Source organism: Kribbella sp. NPDC049584 (assembly GCF_040675555.1).
Taxonomy (GTDB): Bacteria; Actinomycetota; Actinomycetes; order Propionibacteriales; family Kribbellaceae; genus Kribbella.
In genome coordinates this window covers 318,206-336,226 of sequence record NZ_JBFAPF010000004.1, presented here as the reverse complement: position 1 = coordinate 336,226, position 18,021 = coordinate 318,206, and the positions used below count along the sequence as shown (strand labels likewise).

Annotated in this window: 18 protein-coding genes; 6 read left to right on the top strand and 12 right to left on the bottom strand. The window is 68.5% G+C overall.

From position 1 onward, the window contains the following. Positions 1-32: 32 nt before the first annotated feature. Positions 33-296, bottom strand: coding sequence for a WhiB family transcriptional regulator (locus AB0J62_RS17870; protein ID WP_130382502.1), 264 nt, complete (start codon positions 294-296; stop codon positions 33-35). Between the two features lie 352 nt (positions 297-648). Then, a complete protein-coding gene (locus tag AB0J62_RS17865) occupies positions 649-1,890 on the bottom strand; it encodes a hypothetical protein (protein WP_363871457.1) in 1,242 nt (413 codons plus the stop codon). Between the two features lie 115 nt (positions 1,891-2,005). Here AB0J62_RS17865 and cofD point away from each other — a divergent pair, with 115 nt between their 5' ends. The 3 genes from cofD to AB0J62_RS17850 are packed head-to-tail and all read left to right on the top strand — an operon-like array spanning position 2,006 to position 4,757. Continuing rightward, a complete protein-coding gene (gene cofD / locus AB0J62_RS17860) occupies positions 2,006-2,983 on the top strand; it encodes a 2-phospho-L-lactate transferase (RefSeq protein ID WP_363871454.1) in 978 nt (325 codons plus the stop codon). Further along, on the top strand, positions 2,980-3,954 hold the full coding sequence (locus AB0J62_RS17855; RefSeq protein ID WP_363871451.1) for a coenzyme F420-0:L-glutamate ligase: 975 nt from the start codon (positions 2,980-2,982) through the stop codon (positions 3,952-3,954). Before cofD ends, AB0J62_RS17855 begins: the two co-directional genes overlap by 4 nt. 44 nt (positions 3,955-3,998) lie before the next feature. Beyond that, the gene (locus tag AB0J62_RS17850) at positions 3,999-4,757 is read left to right on the top strand and encodes a DUF3105 domain-containing protein (protein WP_363871446.1); all 759 of its coding nucleotides are present in this window, start codon (positions 3,999-4,001) and stop codon (positions 4,755-4,757) included. On the opposite strand, the gene AB0J62_RS17845 is transcribed toward AB0J62_RS17850, so the two are convergent. The 5 genes from AB0J62_RS17845 to AB0J62_RS17825 all read right to left on the bottom strand — a co-directional run bounded on the left by AB0J62_RS17845 (position 4,754) and on the right by AB0J62_RS17825 (position 10,286). Next, positions 4,754-5,848 carry a mannose-1-phosphate guanylyltransferase gene (locus tag AB0J62_RS17845; RefSeq protein ID WP_363871443.1) on the bottom strand — a complete coding sequence of 365 codons (1,095 nt, stop codon included), beginning with the start codon at positions 5,846-5,848 and terminating at the stop codon, positions 4,754-4,756. The genes AB0J62_RS17850 and AB0J62_RS17845 overlap by 4 nt on opposite strands. 11 nt (positions 5,849-5,859) lie before the next feature. Next, on the bottom strand, positions 5,860-6,930 hold the full coding sequence (locus AB0J62_RS17840) for an NAD(+)/NADH kinase (RefSeq protein ID WP_363871440.1): 1,071 nt from the start codon (positions 6,928-6,930) through the stop codon (positions 5,860-5,862). A 44-nt stretch (positions 6,931-6,974) separates the two neighbouring features. Then, the gene (locus AB0J62_RS17835; protein ID WP_363871437.1) at positions 6,975-8,033 is read right to left on the bottom strand and encodes a hemolysin family protein; all 1,059 of its coding nucleotides are present in this window, start codon (positions 8,031-8,033) and stop codon (positions 6,975-6,977) included. Next, positions 8,030-9,367, bottom strand: coding sequence for a hemolysin family protein (locus AB0J62_RS17830; protein WP_363871434.1), 1,338 nt, complete (start codon positions 9,365-9,367; stop codon positions 8,030-8,032). The genes AB0J62_RS17835 and AB0J62_RS17830 overlap by 4 nt, the downstream gene beginning before the upstream one ends. A 79-nt stretch (positions 9,368-9,446) precedes the next feature. Continuing rightward, positions 9,447-10,286, bottom strand: a complete 840-nt coding sequence (locus AB0J62_RS17825; protein WP_363871431.1) for an SDR family NAD(P)-dependent oxidoreductase — start codon at positions 10,284-10,286, stop codon at positions 9,447-9,449. 70 nt (positions 10,287-10,356) lie between these two features. Here AB0J62_RS17825 and AB0J62_RS17820 point away from each other — a divergent pair, with 70 nt between their 5' ends. Next, positions 10,357-11,280, top strand: a complete 924-nt coding sequence (locus tag AB0J62_RS17820; protein WP_363871428.1) for a LysR family transcriptional regulator — start codon at positions 10,357-10,359, stop codon at positions 11,278-11,280. A 27-nt stretch (positions 11,281-11,307) separates the two neighbouring features. Here AB0J62_RS17820 and AB0J62_RS17815 read toward each other — a convergent pair whose 3' ends face one another. Beyond that, a complete protein-coding gene (locus AB0J62_RS17815) occupies positions 11,308-11,727 on the bottom strand; it encodes a twin-arginine translocase TatA/TatE family subunit (protein ID WP_363871425.1) in 420 nt (139 codons plus the stop codon). Between the two features lie 67 nt (positions 11,728-11,794). Between AB0J62_RS17815 and AB0J62_RS17810 the strand changes: the two genes are divergently transcribed. Then, complete coding sequence (locus AB0J62_RS17810) at positions 11,795-12,472, top strand: TIGR03089 family protein (protein ID WP_363871422.1); 678 nt, start codon at positions 11,795-11,797, stop codon at positions 12,470-12,472. A gap of 15 nt (positions 12,473-12,487) precedes the next feature. Next, complete coding sequence (locus AB0J62_RS17805; protein WP_363871419.1) at positions 12,488-13,267, top strand: SDR family NAD(P)-dependent oxidoreductase; 780 nt, start codon at positions 12,488-12,490, stop codon at positions 13,265-13,267. Here AB0J62_RS17805 and galE read toward each other — a convergent pair. The 4 genes from galE to AB0J62_RS17785 all read right to left on the bottom strand — a co-directional run bounded on the left by galE (position 13,261) and on the right by AB0J62_RS17785 (position 17,889). Next, positions 13,261-14,217 (bottom strand): UDP-glucose 4-epimerase GalE, encoded by a 957-nt coding sequence (galE, locus tag AB0J62_RS17800; protein WP_363871416.1) that lies wholly within the window; start codon positions 14,215-14,217, stop codon positions 13,261-13,263. The two genes, AB0J62_RS17805 and galE, sit on opposite strands and share 7 nt — an antisense overlap. A gap of 60 nt (positions 14,218-14,277) precedes the next feature. Next, the gene (locus AB0J62_RS17795; protein WP_363871412.1) at positions 14,278-14,910 is read right to left on the bottom strand and encodes a class I SAM-dependent methyltransferase; all 633 of its coding nucleotides are present in this window, start codon (positions 14,908-14,910) and stop codon (positions 14,278-14,280) included. Continuing rightward, entirely contained in the window at positions 14,907-16,991 is a 2,085-nt protein-coding gene (locus tag AB0J62_RS17790) for a spermidine synthase (protein ID WP_363871409.1), read from the bottom strand. Before AB0J62_RS17790 ends, AB0J62_RS17795 begins: the two co-directional genes overlap by 4 nt. 64 nt (positions 16,992-17,055) lie before the next feature. Continuing rightward, positions 17,056-17,889: a serine protease gene (locus AB0J62_RS17785; RefSeq protein WP_363871406.1), complete on the bottom strand. Its 834-nt coding sequence runs from the start codon at positions 17,887-17,889 to the stop codon at positions 17,056-17,058. Between the last annotated feature and the right edge of the window lie 132 nt (positions 17,890-18,021).

Sequence of the window (18,021 nt, the reverse complement as noted above, 5' to 3'; positions counted from 1 at the left end):
TCCTGATGTTGTGGTGCTCTGGTTACCTACGGTCAGACGGCCTTCTTCTTCAGCTTGCGGCGCTCCCGCTCCGACAGGCCGCCCCAGATCCCGAAGCGCTCGTCGTTCTGCAGCGCGTACTCGAGGCACTCGCCGCGGACGTCGCAGCCGAGGCACACCTTCTTGGCTTCGCGGGTGGAACCGCCCTTCTCCGGGAAGAAAGCCTCTGGATCGGTCTGGGCGCACAACGCCCTTTCCTGCCAGTTCGGCTCCTCCTCGATCGCCTCACCGTCGACAATCGCCATCAGCTCTGTCACGGTACGACCTCCTCGACCCTGTTCGTTCCCCTGTACATGTGGGTTTGCGGTCCACATGCCTGACCTCGTCCGTCCTGCGCTCTGCAACGGTCCCCGATACCGAGTGTCCAACGAACGACACGGTTGAAATTACATTCCTGCAATCCACGAAAGTCAAGCCGTGCTCTGCTATTGGGATCATCCGCAACATGGCCGCAAAAGAACGAGAGGCCTGCAGATACAGGCCTCTCGCGCTGGGTACCCCGGCTCAAACCTGATTCTGCCGGGATTTTCCTGCTAGCTCGGGCAAGGGCTTGCCGCTCCAGATCCCTTGCCCTGCCAGGAAAGCTGTCCTGTCAGGGACGCTGTCCTGTCAGGAAGGCTGGGACCACCAGCCCTGCTGTCCCTGACCCTGCTGGTTCGGGTCGTTCTTGTCCGGCTCGACGCGCGGGTCGACGCGGGTCTCGTCGGCCGGCTCGGTCTGCGCGGGCTCCGAAGCACTCGGCTGCTGCTCGGCGGCCGGGGTCTCCTCGGCCTGCCAGGCCTGCTCCTGCTGCCATGCCTGCGGCTGGGCGTCGGACTGCTCGTGCGAGCCCTCCTCCGTCACCGGGTGCTCCTGCTGGGCCCACTCCTGCTGCCCGGGCTGAGCCGGCTGGGCCTGCCCGTACTCCTGACCGGCCCACTGCTGCTGGCCGGCGTCTGCACCGGCCCACTGCTGCTCCTGCGGCCATTGCTGGCCCTGGGCCGCGTCCTGTCCGCCCCACTGCTGCTGGCCTTCGGAGCTCCACGGCTGGGTCGGCTCGGCGCCCTCGGCGGTCCAGGCCTGCTCACCCTGCTGCTGACCGGCAGAGTGCTGTGCGGAGTGCTGCGCCTCGGCCTCACCGGCCGACCACGCCTGCTGCTGCTCGCCCTGGTTCCAACCCTGCTCCTGCGGCCACTGCTGCTGCTCGCCCTGGCCCGCGACGTACCCGCCGGCAGCACCGGCCGCCGCGTAGCCGCCGTACTGGCCCTGACCCTGGTCGTACTGGCCGCCGTACTGCTGGCCCTGCGGGCCGGGCTGGCCGTAACCCTGCTGGCCCGGCTGGCCCTGCTGCGGGTAGCCCGGCTGACCGTACGGAGCGGTCTGGCCGTACTGCTGGCCCTGCTGCTGGAACTGACCCGGCTTCGGCGCACGCACCGGCGCGGGCATCGACTGGAAGGTCTTGAGGATGTAGAGACCTGCAGCGCCGTACAGCGCGAGGCCGCCGAGCGCGTAGATGAAGCCGACGATCTTCATGCCGGCCGTGCTGGTCTCGTTGAAACCGGCGAAGGCGGTGATCAGGCCGATCAGCGCGGTGACGCCGATGATGACGAGCGCTACCAGGGCGACGGTGCGCGCGTTCGGGGTCCGCTCATCTTCGTTGACCAGCCAGACGGCACCGACCAGGACAAGGAGAATCACCAGCCCGGAGATCGAGGGTGGGGTGACTACGCCTTGCACTGTGCCTGCGGCGGCCGTGAAGCCGGCTCCGCCGACGAACAGCCGGATCAGCGAGGCCAGCGCGAGCAGGCCGGCGAATGCGAGCAGGATGTACGCGACCGGCTCTCTGAGCTTCTTGGTTGCGTCGGTGACCACGAGGGCTCCTCGGATGTTGGGGGGCCGTACAACTGAGCTGTGCGGATGGTTCGGACCCACCGCAGCATAGTCCCGCGGTGGTTCGACGCATTGACGACTCGTGCAGACTCTTCCCATGCGATTGACAGTGCTGGCCGGTGGCATCGGCGGTTCCACCTTCCTGCGCGGGCTGCTCAAGGCCCGCCCGGACGCCGAGATCACCGTCGTGGGGAACACCGCGGACGACATCACCCTGTTCGGGCTGCGGGTCTGCCCCGACCTCGACACAGTGATGTACACGCTCGGCGGCGGCATCTCGGAGGAACGCAAGTGGGGCCGCGAGGACGAGACCTGGGTGATCAAGGAGGAGCTCGCGGCGTACGGCGTGGAGCCCACCTGGTTCGGGCTCGGCGACCGGGACGTCGCGACGCACCTGGTGCGCACGCAGATGCTCGACGCCGGCTACACGCTCAGCGCGGTCACCGAGGCGCTGTGCACGCGCTGGAAGCTCCCGGTGCGGCTGCTGCCGATGAGTGACGACCGGATCGAGACGCACGTCGTGGTGGAGGACCCGGACCAGCCGGGACGGCGCAAGGCCATCCACTTCCAGGAGTACTGGGTCCGCTGGCACGCCGAGATCACCGCGCACCAGATCGTCGCCGTCGGCCAGGACAAGGCCAAGCCGGCTCCCGGCGTACTGGAGGCGATCGCGGACTGCGACGTACTGATCATCCCGCCGTCCAACCCGGTCGTGTCGGTCGGCACGATCCTCGGCGTCCCCGGCGTACGGGATGCGGTCCGGGAGACCAAGGCTCCGGTCATCGGGTTGTCGCCGATCATCGGCAGCGGTCCGGTCCGCGGAATGGCCGACAAGGTGCTCGCCACGGTCGGTGTAGCGTCCACAGCGTCGGCAGTCGCGCGGTACTACGGTTCGCGCGCGACCGGCGGAGTACTCGACGGGTGGCTGATCGACACGTCGGACGCGATGCAGGCGGACTCGATCGCCGGCGCCGGAATTCATGTCCAGGCCGTCCCGTTGTGGATGACGGACGAGACCAAGACCGCCGCGATGGCTGACGCGGCACTCAACCTCGCGGAGGCCGTGCGGCAATGAGGAAGCACCTGGAGATCTTCCCGGTGACCGGACTGCCGGAGGTGGCGGCCGGGGCAGACCTGGCCGCACTGATCGCGGACGGCACCGACCTGCGCGACGGGGACGTCGTCGCGGTCACGTCGAAGATCGTCAGCAAGGCGGAGGGCCGGCTCACGTACGGCACCCGCCAGGAGGCTGTCGACGCCGAGCTGGTGCGGGTCGTCGCACAGCGCGGCGAGACCCGGATCGTGCAGACGCGGCACGGCCTCGTGATGGCTGCTGCCGGCACCGACACGTCCAACACGGCGCCTGGCACGGTCCTGCTGCTTCCGGTCGACCCTGACGAGTCGGCGCGGGTGCTGCGGACCGCGCTGAAGGAGCGGTACGACGTCAACGTCGGCATCGTCGTGACCGACACGCTCGGCCGCCCGTGGCGCAACGGTCAGACCGATCTGGCCATCGGTGCGGCCGGCGTGCGGGTCATCGAAGACCTGCGCGGTACGACGGACAGCCACGGGAACGTCCTCGCTGTGACGGAGCCTGCCCTGGCGGACGAGATCGCCAGTGCGGGTGAGCTCGTCAAGGGCAAGGCGGACGGCGTACCCGTCGCAGTACTGCGTGGGCTGCAGGACGCCGTACTGCCGGTCGGCGAGCACGGACCGGGTGCGCGGGCGCTGGTGCGGGACGCCGAGCTCGACATGTTCAGCCTGGGCACGCGGGAGGCCGCGCGGGCCGCGGTGCTGTCGCGGCAGGAGCCGTCCGGTCCGCGCGAGGTGGACCCGGCCGTGTGGGCCGGGTTGCTGCGCGATGTGGACGACGTACGACTCGAGTTGGCCGACAACGCTGTCACGGTGTTCGGTGTGGAGCCGGTGACCGTCGGGGTGATCGCCGAGAAGCTCGCCGTACTGCTGCACGCCGAGGGGTACGGCGTGACCGTGCGGCCGGGACCGGGCGCTGAGGCGACGGTCACGTTCGGCTCACGGTCGCGGTAGTTTTCTAGGCAACTTCTTAGGGTTGCCTCGTACACTGCCTTCGCATGGCGGCGCGGTGGCCGCCCTTAGCCGGGAAGACCAACACTGTGGGTAAAGCGTCGTCGCAGAAGCAGTCGCGCCGCGAGATGATCGAGAGGATGCAGCGCGAGCAGTCCAGGTCGGACCGCCGCCGCACCATCATCATCGTGGTGTGCTCGATCGTGGTCGGCCTGGCGATCATCGCCTACCCGGCGATCAAGCTGGTGCAGGATTCGCGGACCAAGAACCAGGCCCTGACCGACTTCGGCGTGGCCGCCTCGGCGGCATCCTGCGATCCGGCCACCAACGACGCGGCCGGCGGCACCCAGGACCACCGCCCCGACGGCGAGAAGATCCTGTACTCCGTCTCCCCGCCCTCGTCCGGCCCGCACTACGCGGTCTGGGCGCCGTTCGACAAGAAGTTCTACTCGACGAGCGACCGCCCGCCGGTGGAGAACCTGGTCCACAACCTGGAGCACGGCTACACGATCCTCTGGTACCGCGACACCCTGCCGAAGAACCAGATCGACGAGATCGAGAAGCTCTCCAAGTCCAAGCTCCCCGACAGTGCGTCCGGCAAGTTCATCGCCGCGCCGTACAAGCAGTCCGAGGGCAAGGGCTGGCCGGACGGCAAGAACCTGGCCTTCGCCCACTGGAGCGGCCCCGGCGCCGACCAGAAGTCCTTCGGCCACCGTCAGTTCTGCGGCTCGGTCAGCGGCGACGCACTGAAGCAGTTCCTGGAGAAGTACCCGGCCACGGACGCCCAGGAGCCCAACGGCGGCTAGATGTAGTTCGCGTGGTCCGACTGGACCCGGGCCACGAGATCCTTCACGCGCTCACCGTCGGACAGCGGGCAGACCATCGTGACGTCCTGGGTGTGAACGATGATGTGGCTGCGGAGCCCCACCGCAGCCACCAGGTGGTCCGGGTCGTCGGTGACGATGATGTTGTCGTGGGAGTCGAGTAGGCAGCTCAGCGTGATGCTGTCGGTGCGGTTGCCGTTGGCGTCCGCGGTGTACGTGTCGGCCAGCGCCGCCCACGAACCCACGTCCAGCCAGTGCACAGGCATCGGTACGACGACCACGTCCGCGTCGACCTTGCCCTGGGAAGCCGGCTCCATCACCGCGTAGTCGACGGAGATCTTCTGCAGGTTCGGGTAGATCTCCGCGAGCGTCGCGTCCCGCTCCGGCGTGTCCCACACCGACGCGACCTCGCGCAACTTGGCCGCCGACTCGGGCAGCAGCGAGTCGAGCACCGAAAGCACCGTCGACGCCTGCCAGACGAACATCCCGGAGTTCCACCAGAAGCGTCCAGTGGCCAGGTACTCCTCGGCCGTCTCCCGATCCGGCTTCTCCCGGAACCGGTCCACGACGAAGGCCCGCGTGCCGTCGATCGCATCGCCGCGCTCGATGTAGCCGAGCCCGGTGTGCGGATGCGTCGGCTCGATGCCGAACGTGACCAGCGACCGCCCACGAGCCTCGACGACCTCGAACCCGTGCTCGATCGCCGCCCGGAACTCGTCCTCCGGGCTGATCAGGTGATCCGATCCGACGAAGGCGACCACCGCGTCGGGATCGTTCCGCGCCACGACAGCAGACGCGAGCCCGACCGCGTTGGCAGTGTCGCGCCGAGCCGGCTCGCCGATGATGTTGTGCTCGCCGAGCTCGGGCAGTTCCTTGCGTACGACGTCCGTGTATGCACCGACCGTGCAGACGTAGATGTTCTCCGGCTCGACCAGTCCGCGGAGCCGGTTGAACGCCACCCGCAGCAGCGATTGTCCTGCCGCCAGCGGCAGCACCTGCTTCGGCCTGTCGTCTCTCGACATCGGCCACAGCCGCGTCCCCGAACCACCCGCCAGGATCACCACGTTTCGCATGAGGGAAGACCCTACCGGTCGTCACCAGGTGGCTGCGGAATCCGGAGGTGCTTGAGGTCCGGCGGGATCGGCGAATCGGCCGGCTGCCAGAACAGTTCGGGTTCGCCGTCGAGCGCCGTCGCCGGTGCGTCGGTGAGCTTGAAGCGGTCGCGCAAGCGCCCGTAGAAATCTGTCGGCCGCAGCCGCACGAGCCGCAGCCGCTGCGGCGACCCGTACACGCCGATCCAGTCCCCCGGATCGAGTACGCCGCGCAACTGCCCGTCGATACTGACCGCGGCCTGTCCCGAGTGCGGCAGTACACGCAGCGCGATCGGCTCGTCCGGCGCCGCGACGACCGTTCGGTTGAAGGTCATGTGCGGTGCGACCGGAGTGAACACGATCGCCTCGGTGTTCGGCGACAGGATCGGCCCGCCGGCCGCGAAGCTGTACGCCGTCGATCCGGTCGGTGTCGCCACGATCACCGCATCGGCGGAGTACGACGCCAGCAGCCGGCCCGACAGGTACACGCCGAGCGCGACCTGGTGATCGCGCGCCAGCTTCTCCACGACCACGTCGTTCAGCGCGGTCACATCGAGCGCCATCCCCCACCCGTCGCCCTCGGCCATCTCGTGCCGTACCGGCGGTGGCGGCAGCGCCGGGCCGTGCCCGTACCGCAGCAAGGACTCGATCCCGTGCGGGATCTCCAGCGGTCGCGACGCCCGCATGGTCAGCGTCATCCGTTCCTCGTATGTCGCTCCGCCGTGATGCACCGCCTCCAGCGCGGGCTCGACGTCGCGGCACGCCACCTCGGTCAGGAACCCGACCTTGCCCAGATCGACCCCGAGCACGGCCGCGTTGTTCTTCGCCGCGATCCGGGCCCCGCGCAGGAACGTGCCGTCACCGCCGAGCGTGACGACCAGGTCCGGGTCGCCGGCGTGATGCAGCTCGTCGGTGCCGCTGCGACGCTCCTTGTGGTCCTTCCAGACGTCGATGTCGGTGCAGCCGATGCCGTGGTCGGCCGCCCATTTCCGCACGGTCTCCGCGGTCTGCACCGCAACCGGCCGCCCCTGGTGGACCACAAGCCCAATCCGGGTGATCGCCACGCCACCCCTCCTCCGCGTCGGTTTCTGCCTACAAGGTAGCCGGGCTAGTCACGCTTGGATGCGCTGACGATCGGGTCGGTCTCGTCGTCGAACTCGCCGATGACCTCTTCCAGGAGGTCCTCGAGCGCCACCACGCCGATCGCCACGTCGCCGCCGCAGACCACGGCGAGCTGGGCGCGTTCGTCGCGCATCGTGCGGATCGCCTTCGCGACCGGCGTACGGTCACCGAGCTCGAGCGCCGGCATCATCAGGTCGGAGGCGCGCGCGTTCGTGTCACCGGCGGTGGTCGCGCGGGCCGCATCACGGACGTGCACGATGCCGCAGATCGTCGTACCGGTGCTGACGACCGCGAGGCGCGAGTGGCCCTCACGCCGGCTGGTCAGCTCGACCTCGCGGGCTGACGCGGTCGCGGGCACCGTCGACAGTTCAGCGATCGGTGTCATCACCTGACCGACCGTGGTGTTCTGCAATGCGAGCATCGCGGTCAGCAGTTCGTGCTCGGGCTCTTCGAGCGTGCCGTGTTCGCGTGAGGACTCGATCAGCAGCCGGAGCTCATCCGGGCCGTGTGCGTTGGCGATCTCGTTCTGCGGCGTGACCTTCACCAACCGCAGGCACAGGTTGGCGAGCCAGTTGAGCACGATCAGCAGCGGGCGGAAGACCCACGTGAACGCCCGGAACGGCATCGCCAGTACCAACGCCGACCGCTCCGGATCGCTGATCGCCCACGACTTGGGCGCCATCTCACCGAGCAGGACGTGCAGCAGGCCGATTCCGCCGACCGCGATGATCAACGCGATCACATGTCCGACACCCTCGGGGACGTGCGCCAGCTCGAACAGCGGGTGCAGCAGGTGCGCGACCGCCGGCTCGCTCAACGACCCGAGTCCCAACGTGCACAACGTGATTCCGAGCTGGGCGCCGGCCAGCATCAGCGACAACTCGCTGACCCCGGCGAGCGCGGCCCGGGCGGCCAGGCTGCCGGACGCCGCCGCTTCCTCGAGTCGGTGGCGCTTGGAGGCGACCAGCGAGAACTCGGCAGCGACGAAGAACCCGTTCAGCGCCAGCAGTACGGCGGAGATGACGAGGGCCCACGTCGTACTCATGCCGTCCGCTCCATCACCACGATGCCGGGCACCCGGCGTTCGATGGTTTGCACGGTCAGCCGTACGAACTCCGCCGGGATCGGCCGGCCGTCGTGATCGATCCGCTGCGGCAGCTCCACCGTGATCTCGTCGCCGACCAGCGGGATGCGACCGAGCCGCGCCATCACCAGACCGGACACCGTCTCGTAGTCGTCGCTCTCAGGCAGTTGTACGCCGGTCATCTCCTCGACCTGGTCGAGCCGCCAGCGGGCCGGCACCACCCAGGACCCGTCGCCGCCCTCCACCAGACCGGTCTCCGGTAGATCGTCCTCGTCGCGGATCTCGCCGACGAGCTCTTCCGCGATGTCCTCGAGCGACACGATCCCGGCGAACCCGCCGTACTCGTCGACCACGATGGCGAGCTGGCGGCGCGCGACCCGCAGCCGCTCGAGTACGCCGGGCAGCGGCAAGGTGGTGGGTACGGCGACCGCGGGCGAAGCCAGCGAACCGACGGCGATCGCGGCCCGATCGGCCGGCTCCAGCTCGACGACGTCGCCGATCGCGACCACGCCGACCACTTCGTCGACCGAGTCGCCGATGACCGGAAACCTGCTGTGCCCGGTGTCCAGCAGCTCGACCACGCGGGTCAGCGGCTCGTCGCGATGCATCGTCACCACGTCGACGCGCGGGACCATCGCCTCGCCCGCCGTACGACCGCGGAAGTCGAGGCCGCGATCGAGCAGCCGCATGGTGTCCTGGTCCAGCAGGCCCTGTTCGTACGACGTCTCGATGATCCGGTCGAGCTCCTTCGGGGTCGCGCCCTGCGGCAGCTCCTCGACCGGTTCGATGCCTACCCGGCGGAGGATCCGGTTCGACGCCGAGTCGAACAGGTGGATCACCGGGCCGGCGAGGCGCAGGTACCACAGGGTCGACCAGGACAGCCGCAGCGCGATCGCCTCGGCCTTCGCGATCGCGAGGTTCTTCGGCGCCAGCTCGCCGAGCACCATCTGGATGATCGTTGCCAACAGCAACGCCAGGATCACCGAGATCGAGGTGCTCACGGCAGTCGGCACACCGGCCGAACCGAGCAGGTCCTCCAGGCCCGCGCCGAGATACGGCTCCGCGAAGTACCCGGCCAGCAACGCGGTGATCGTGATGCCGACCTGCGCGCCGGACAGCACGAACGACAGCCTCGACGTGACCTTGAGTGCGCGTGCGGCCGACGCGTCACCGTCCTCGGCCAGCGTGCGCAGGCGACTCCGGTCGACGGCGACGTACGCGAATTCCTGGGAGACGAAGTAGCCGGTGGCAACGGTCAGCACCAGGATCAGGCCCAGGCCGGCCAGGATCAGCATGAGACGACTTTATGAGAACTCCAGCGATTGCAGTACTGCGGGGTCCGCGCGGCCTCAACTACTCTCCGTGGGCGAAGGCTTACCGAGTCGGCTTCCAAGCGACGACCTTGCCGTCGCGGACCAGCTCGCCGTACAGCGCCGGGTCGACGTGGTCGGCCAGGATCAGGTCCACGATCGGTTGGACGGCGTCCTTCGGCGATTTCGCCTGGCTGAAGTCGTCGAACCACGGCCGTGACGCGCGAGTATCCACGAGCCCAGGACAAACGGACGCGACCAGGGTGCCGTCGGCGAGATCCTGTTCGCGCCGCTCGGCCGCCACCGCGCGGACCGCCGCGACCTGAGCGACCTTCGACGGAAGGTTGATCCACTCCGGCCAGCCCTGCGCCGCCGCCGTACCGTCGTGCACCGCCGCCCGCCACTCCTCCACAACCTTCTCGACGTCCGCCAAGGCGACCCCGTCGAACCGCCCCCACAACTCCTCCGGCAGCTGCTCCAACGTCCCCAACGAACTAGCCACCACAATCAACCGCCCACCAGCCCGCAGCCTCGGCCCGAACGCCCGCAAGATGTACTGCGCCCCCAGATTCGCCACATCCACAAACCCATCCACCTGCTCCGCCGGCGTCTTCCCCGGCTCCAACGCCCCCACCGCGTTGGACACCACAATGTCCACGCTCCCCAACTCCTCCCCCAACCGCTGCACAGCCCCCTCATCCGTCACATCCAGCACCCGCCCCTCAACCCGAGCCCGGAGTGCTCGGTGGTTGAGCTGGGCGGCGGCTGCGGCGACTCGTTCGGGGTTTCTGCCGGTGAGGAGGACGAGGTCTTCGGGGTTCATGCGGTTAGCGAGTTCTTCTACGAGGGCATATCCGATGCCTTGGTTGGCTCCGGTGACCAGCGCGATGCGTGGTTGTGTCATGGGGCCAACGTAGGTCTGAGGTTGCCATGACTCCAGCGAAAATTCGGCACAGGTGGTATGCGTAGATGTCATGGACTTCACCGACGTCTCGCTGATCGCGTTGCGGGTGTTCCGGGAGGTGGCTGAGCGGGGTACGTTCACCGCCGCGGCATCGGCGCTCGGTTACACGCAGTCCGCGGTCTCCCGTCAGATCGCAAGTCTCGAACGGGCCGCGGGCAACCAGCTGCTGGAACGCCGCCGCGAAGGTGTCGCGTTGACCGCTGCCGGTCAGGTCGTACTGCGGAACGCCGCCGCCGTGCTCGACCAACTCGACGCGACCGCGCGCGAGCTCGCCGGACTACCGCTCGAGGGCGGGACCGTGCGGCTCGGCTGGTTCCCGAGTGCCGGCGCGGTTCTGTTGCCGCGGGCAATCAGCGCGGTACGGCGTACGCACCCGTCGATCACCGTGACGACCAGGGAAGGATCCACGCCCAACCTGGTCCGGGCGCTCCGGGCCGGGACGATCGACCTCGCGCTGATCGCGTCCGCACCGCCGTTCCGCCCGCCGGATGCCGAGTCGCCCGCGTTGAAGCTGGAGACGCTCGCCGAGCGGAGCCTGCTACTGGCCGTCCCGACCGGGCACCCGCTGGCAGCGCACGACTCGATCGACGTCGGCGACCTCCGGGGCCAACGCTGGATCGCCGGACCCACCTCATCCAGCGAGCTGTGGATGGGCGTCTGGCCCGGCCTGGACGAACGCCCGGTCATCGCGCACACGGTCCGCGACTGGCTCGCCAAACTCCACTTGGTCGCCGCCGGCGCCGGGCTCACCACAGTCTCCGCGTCGATGGCGTCCGCCGTACCCCCAGGTGTCCGAGTGGTCACAGTCCGCGGCGGCCCACAAGAACTCCGCCGCACGATCCTCGCCCACCTACCCGGCCGACTACCAGAACCAGCCACCCACTTAGCCGCCGCCCTCAGAGCCGCCGCCCTCGACCTCAACCCAGCTACCTGACGGCGGCGCCGATGTGAGCCGGGGCAGCTACAGCGCGGTGCCGCCCTCGGCGTCCGTGGGGCGGTCCGTGGGGCGCACGGGCTGGCTGTCTGCCGGCGGCTGGGTCGGGGATGCCTGGGGCGGTGCTGCCTGGGGCTGGGGCTGAGTCGACGGTGCCGGCGCCGTCTGAGCGGGAGCTGCCTGGGTCGGCTGTGTCGGTGCTGCCTGGGTCGCCTGGACGGGCGCTGCCTGAGCTGCCTGGACCGCCTGGGGCTGGGACTGGGCGGGGGCTACCTGGGCGGGGGTGTCGTCGTCATCGTCGCCGTGGCGGGCCTTTTCGAATTCTTTCATTGCGCGGGCGGCGTTCTTGGTCAGCTCCGGCAGCTTCTTCGCGCCGAAGAGCAGGACCACGATGACCAGGATGACGATCCATTCGCCGCCTTCGGGCAGCGCGAGCAGTGGCACCATGACAAGCCTTCTTTCGAGAAAATCCCCCACCACGGTACGCCGGAGTACGAACCGTAGGGTGGGCCATATGTCACGAGTCCTCCCCGAGCTGTTCGCGGCCGCGGTCCGCCGGGACGGCGGCGCCCCGTTCCTCACCTACTACGACGACGCGACCGGCGAGCGGATCGAGCTGAGCGCGGTCACCACCGCGAACTGGGTCGCGAAGACCGCGAACCTGCTGGTCGACGAGTACGACCTTGAGGCAGGCGAGACCGTCGCGATCGGCCTCCCGCCGCACTGGCTCGGCGTCGTCTGGGCGCTCTCCACCTGGTCGGTCGGCGCCTCGCTGACCAGCAAGACCGGCACGCTCGCGATCACCGGCCCCGACTTCGCCGTCCGCGGCGACCGCGAGACCGTTGCCTCCGCGCTCCTCCCACTCGGCGGCCGCTTCCGCGAGCCTCTCCCGGACGGCATCCAGGACTACGGCGCGGAGGTCTACAACCACCCCGACGTCTTCGTCCCGTTCGACCCGCCGACGCCCGCTTCCCCGGCGTACGACGACCTCACGCACGAGGATCTGATCGGTACGGCGGAACCCATCGGCGACCGCATTCTGGTCCAGCGGACGCTCACGGACCGGGACGGCCTGGGACTGCTGGTCGGCGTGATCGCCGGAGGTGGTTCGATCGTCCTCTGCCGCAACCTGGACGCCGCCAAGCTGGAGCGCCGGGTCGCGGACGAGAAGGTCGACCGGGTTCTCGAGTAACAACGGAGGGGTAGCGTGCGTCGGTTCGAAGGAAAGGTCGCGCTGGTCACGGCGGCGGCGCAGGGCATCGGGTCCGCGGTCGCGCGGCGGCTGGCCGACGAAGGCGCGTCGGTGGTGGTGACCGACTTGCAAGAGGAGAAGCTCGGCGAGGTCGCCGCCGGCATCGGCGAGCAAGCGCTGCCTGTCAGGGTCGATGTGACGAAGCGCGACGACGTCGACGCAGCCGTCTCCGCCGCGGTCGAGCGGTTCGGCCGGCTGGACGTGGTCGTCAACAACGCGGGCGGTTGCATCGTGTCGACCGTGCCGGAGGACACGACCGCCGAGGAATGGCACGCGCAGCTCGACCTCACCCTGGTCGGTGCGTCACGCTGCATCCAGGCGGCGCTGCCGCAGCTCGTGAAGAACCGCGGCAACGTCGTCACGATCAGCTCGGTCAACGGACTGGCTGCCTTCGGCAACATCGAGTACGCCGCGGCCAAGGCCGGCCAGATCGCGATGACGGTCAACTACGCCGCGCGGTACGGCGACCTCGGCGTCCGCTTCAACGTCGTTGCCCCCGGCACCATTCGGACGCCGAACTGGGACAACCAGCCCGACACGCTCGAGCGCTTCGAGAAGATGTACCCGCTCGGCCGCGTCGGCGAGCCCGAGGACATCGCCGCCGCGGTCGCGTTCCTGGCCTCCGACGACGCGGCCTGGATCACCGGTCACACCCTGCCGGTGGAAGGCGGCGTCCTCACCGGCCCAGGAATGATGGACCTGTCAACGAACGGCCCCTTCAAGAAGACCTACTGACCCTTCGGCCAGGCTTCCCAGGCGGTCGCGAACATCTCGTCGACCGTGTAGGTGTTCTTCCACGCGAGGTCGCGGGCGGCGAGATCGCCGTTCGCGACCACGCGGGACGGGTCACCCGGCCGGCGCGGGCCTTCGGTCGGGGTGAAGTCGATGCCGGTCACCCGGCGGGCGGCGTCCATGATCTCGCGCACCGACGTCCCCGTGCCGCTGCCCAGGTTGTAGACGGGCTCGAGTGTCTTGCCGGACTCGAGCGCGCGGGCGGCCGCGACGTGGGCACGGGCGAGATCGGCGACGTGCACGTAGTCCTTGACCGACGTGCCGTCCGGGGTCGGGTGATCAGTGCCGTAGATCTGCGGGACTTTGCCCTGCGTCAGCAGGTTGCAGACGATCGGGAACAGGTTGTACGGGCTGGCGTCGTACACCGTCGGATCGCCCGACCCGACCACGTTGAAGTAGCGCAGTGAGGTGTGGTGCAGCTCCGAGGCGGCGGCCTGGTCGCGGAGCAGCCACTCGCCGATCAGCTTCGACTCGCCGTACGGCGACTGCGGGTCGGGCTCGGTGTCCTCGGTCACCACCTCGTCCTTCGGCGTCCCGTACACCCCGGCGCTGGACGAGAAGACGATGTTGCGCACCGACTTCTCCGCCATCGCTTCGAGCAGCGACACCATCCCCGTCACGTTCTGCGTGTACGTGTGCAGCGGGCGCTCCACCGACACCCCGGCGTACTTGAACCCGGCGAGATGTACGACGCCGTCGACGCCGTCGAGCGCCTCCCGAACCGCCGCACCGTCCAGCACGTTCGCCTGCACGAACGGCACGCCGTCGGGTACGAACTCCGCCTTCCCGCTCGACAGGTCGTCGATGACGACCACGTCGATCCCGTCGTTGCGGAACGCGCGCACCACATGCGCCCCGATGTACCCGGCACCACCAGTCACAAGCCACGTCATGTCTCAGATCCTGCCATCCAGATCCACCAGGCCCCCGCAAACGGGCCGAACCCGTACCAACTAGCAGACAGTCGCCAGCCAGAAGTAAGTCAACTCGGTCCACTCGACCTCGGCCGGCGCCACGTCCGCGACCAGTTCCTCGCGCGACGGGAAGTTCTTCAGCACCTCGTAAACGCGTCCGTCCGACAGCGCCCGGTTCTGGTAGGTGTCGCCGTCGTCAGTCGTCCGGGTGATCGGATAGTTACTCCCCTCCACATACCGGTTGTCCGCCAGGATCACCACCCCGCCCGGCTCGACCCGGTCCAGCAGGCTCCGGGCAAACCGCCGTACGTCGGCACGCAGCACATGTGACCAGAAGAAGCCGGCGAAGATCGCGTCGAAGCGACCAGGAGTTGCCGCGAGGTCGTAGGCATCCGCGACAGCGAACTCCACCTCACCGGGACCGTAGGAGCGCGTCCGCGCAACGGCCAGCGTCTCCTCGTTCACGTCGGTCGCCAGGACCGACGCGGCCGTGGTGGACAGCGCGGTCGTCCAATAACCGGTGCCGGCGGCAACTTCCAGGACGGACCGACCGGCGACGAGCGGTGGCAGGAGGGCCCGCAGGCGGGCGAGGTCCTGCTGCCGTTCCGGCTTGTTGTAGACCGCGTCGTACTCGCCGGCGCGGTCGCGATAGTAGTCCGCCAGCTCATTCATCGGGCGAGTGAGCGGGCTTTGGGGGTGAGCAGGAACGCGCCGGCGTACAGCAACGCGGCGATGATCAGCAGGCCGTGGAAGCCGATGATCAGCGCGGCGTACTCCAGGCAGCCGCCGAGCATCGCGCCCAGGAGGTTGGCGCCGAAGGAGGCTGTGCCGTCCGCCGTGTCGGTGAAGCGTTTCGCGAAGATCACGTTCGCGGCGAAGATCGGCGTGAACGCGATCAGGACCGCGACGATCACCCGCAACCCGACCGGCATGCTCAGCAGCCAGCTGTCCGGGAACACCCACGACAACGCGAGCCCGCCGAACAGCACGGCGAACATCACCTTGATCGGTGGTGTTTTGAACCGTCTCGTGACTTCGACCGCGGCCAGCACCGCCACCAGCACGCCCGCGAACACGATCGCGTTCACGACCCACGTCGTACCGAACAGCAACGCGAACCCGGTGATGCTCTTCGTCTCCAGCAACATGAAGCCCGCGCCCAGCAGGAACAGGTCCGCGTACGGCCGCATCCGCCGGTACGACGACCCGCCGCCCGCGATGCCGACGCCGACGAGGCCCGCGACCAGGATCAGCCCGAGCGTGACCAGATACAGCGACGGAATCCGGTCCGTGAACAGGTACAGGAACGGCCGGTTGTCGGTGGCCGGCGGCGGGGTGATCGCGGACGGACCGGGCCACTCGGCGGCACACGTCTGGTCCTGCTCGGTCAGACCGACCGTCACCACGGCCTGCTGCAGGCCGTCACCGATCTTGTCCACACACGGCTTGTGCCCGAAGGCCTCCTGCGCCGTCGACGCGAGCCGGTCGATCAACCACGTCTCGCGGTAGTAGTTGTACATGGCAAAGGCCCCGCCCGGGTTCAGGTGGTCCTTCGCGCTCTCGAACGCCTGCTTGGTGAACAGGTAGCTCTCCAGCCGCAGCGAGCTCGCGCCGTTCACCAGCGTCAACGAGTCCGGCAGTGCCAGCAGGATCAGGTCGTACTTCTTGTTGGTCCGCGACAGGTACGCGCGCCCGTCGTCGATATGCGACGTCACCCGCGGGTCCTGGTACGGACGGTCCGGGTGCAGCGCCTTGCCGAGGTCGCGGATCCGCGGGTCGATCTCGACCGCGTCCACGTGCGTCGCGCCCTTCTTCAACGCGATCGCCACGTCCGAACCGGAGCCGGCGCCGATGATCAGCACGTTCTTCGGCGTCTTCCCGACGTTCGCCCGCTCGTACGGCAGCCCGTACTGCGGCTCCCACTGCAATCGCGCGTCGGCCGGAATCGCCTGCTGGTGCGGTACGCCGTTCACCGTGATCGTCAGCAGCGGGACACCCTCGTAGGTGTACTGCTTGGTCTTCACCTTGTAGTACGGCGACCAGCTGAGGTCCGAGCGGGTCGACTCGTGGAAGAGCACGCCCAGCATCACCAGCAGCGGCACGAGCACCATCGCGGCGCTCAACCCGGTGGCAACCGCCCGGCGACCCGATCCGGCCGACCGCGGGATCATCAGCACCGCGAAGACGATGGTGACGATCAGGCCCCACCAGATCGGCGGCGCGCCCAGGAACGACAGCGCCGTGAAGCTGACGATGCCGGCCAGGCTGCCGATCAGATCGAAGCGGTACGCCGTCAGCCGCGGCAGCTCGGCGAAACAGCGGCCGACCAACTCGGCCGGACCGGCCAGCACCACCGCGGCCGCGATGAAGACGATCGGCAGGATCACCCAGACCGGCGGGCCGGTGGTGTTCAGGCTGGTGAAGTAGATGACGCTCGACGAGCTGCCCCGGTTGACCGTCACCGGTTTCCAGGCGATCACCAGAACCAGCAGGCCGAGCATGATCGGCGAGTAGTACGGCAGCCGCTTCGCGCGGCCGGATCGCAGGACGCCGATCCCGATGCCCAGGAACGAGCCGAGCAGCACGAAGTTCGAGAAGTAGCTGAGGTGGACCACGTTCGAACCGGTCCACCGGATCAGCGCAAGCTCGGTGAAGAGCATCAGCGCACTGGCCGCAACCAGCCGTGTCCGCACTCCGAACGGGCTCGGCCAGTTGGTGGTCGGGACGCGGTCAGTGGAGGAGTCGACTGCCATGCGGGGCGACGTTACCGGATATCGGAGTGGTCTGCGTCACCCCGCACGTCCTGATGACGGACAGTCAGCGGCGACGGGCCGGCTTCGGAAGTTCGCAGCCGGACCGGTTGAGGTCGATCGTGCGGTTCGCGGTCAGGCAGGTGTAGAGCCACCAGGTCTGCTGGCCGTACGCCGCGCCTTGGTCGACCGTGACGTTGCCGTTGGCGTCGACCTCGCACGGGTTGTTCACCGTGCAGCGCTCGCCGTCCTCGTTACCGGTGTTGTTGATGCCGATCATCTCGCCGGTCGCGGTGCTGACCACGGGCGATCCCGACGTACCGCCGATCGTCTCGCAACCAGGCTGCTGGTACTTGATCGAGTTCTGCCAGGTCCAGTCGCCCTCGCGTAGTTGCGGGATCGTCGCCTGCACCGAGCAGGTGTAGATGCGCCTCCAGTAACCGGACACGACCGCCATCCCGGCGCCGTCGGCCGGTCCCTGCTTGGCCAGGGTCAGCGGAGTGACGTTCAGCCGGCTCTTGATCGACGCGTACGTCTCGTTGACCTCGTACACGATCATGTCGGTCTTGGTCATCGTGCCGAACAGGATCTTGTCGGCGCGGACCGTGCCGGCGCGGCTGGAGTCCGGCTTCAGCAGCGTGATCGAACGCGTGGACGCCTTGTTCACCAGCACCTGGCCGGGTTGCAGGAACCCGCCCTCGTAGCAGTGCCCGTTGGTGAGCACGAGCGCCTTGTCGGTGCTGACCGATTCGGCGTACCGGACGAGGGATGCCGAGCAGTTGCTCAGCGCGGCGATGCCGGTGAAGTCGGTACCGGGCGCCGCGGCGTGTGCGGACGTCGTACCGAGCAGGGTGGTGGTCGCGACCGCGGTGACGGCCAGGACGGAGCGGAAGAGTTTCATGGGGCGGTTTCCTCACTGGTTGTACTTAGAGGACTTCGTAACGCATCGATCCGCCGCCGACCATCACAACTGTGTGAAGCAGGGTGAGCGCACGGGTTTTCCTGCGCTGAGTGAAGGGGCTGCTACTCTTCG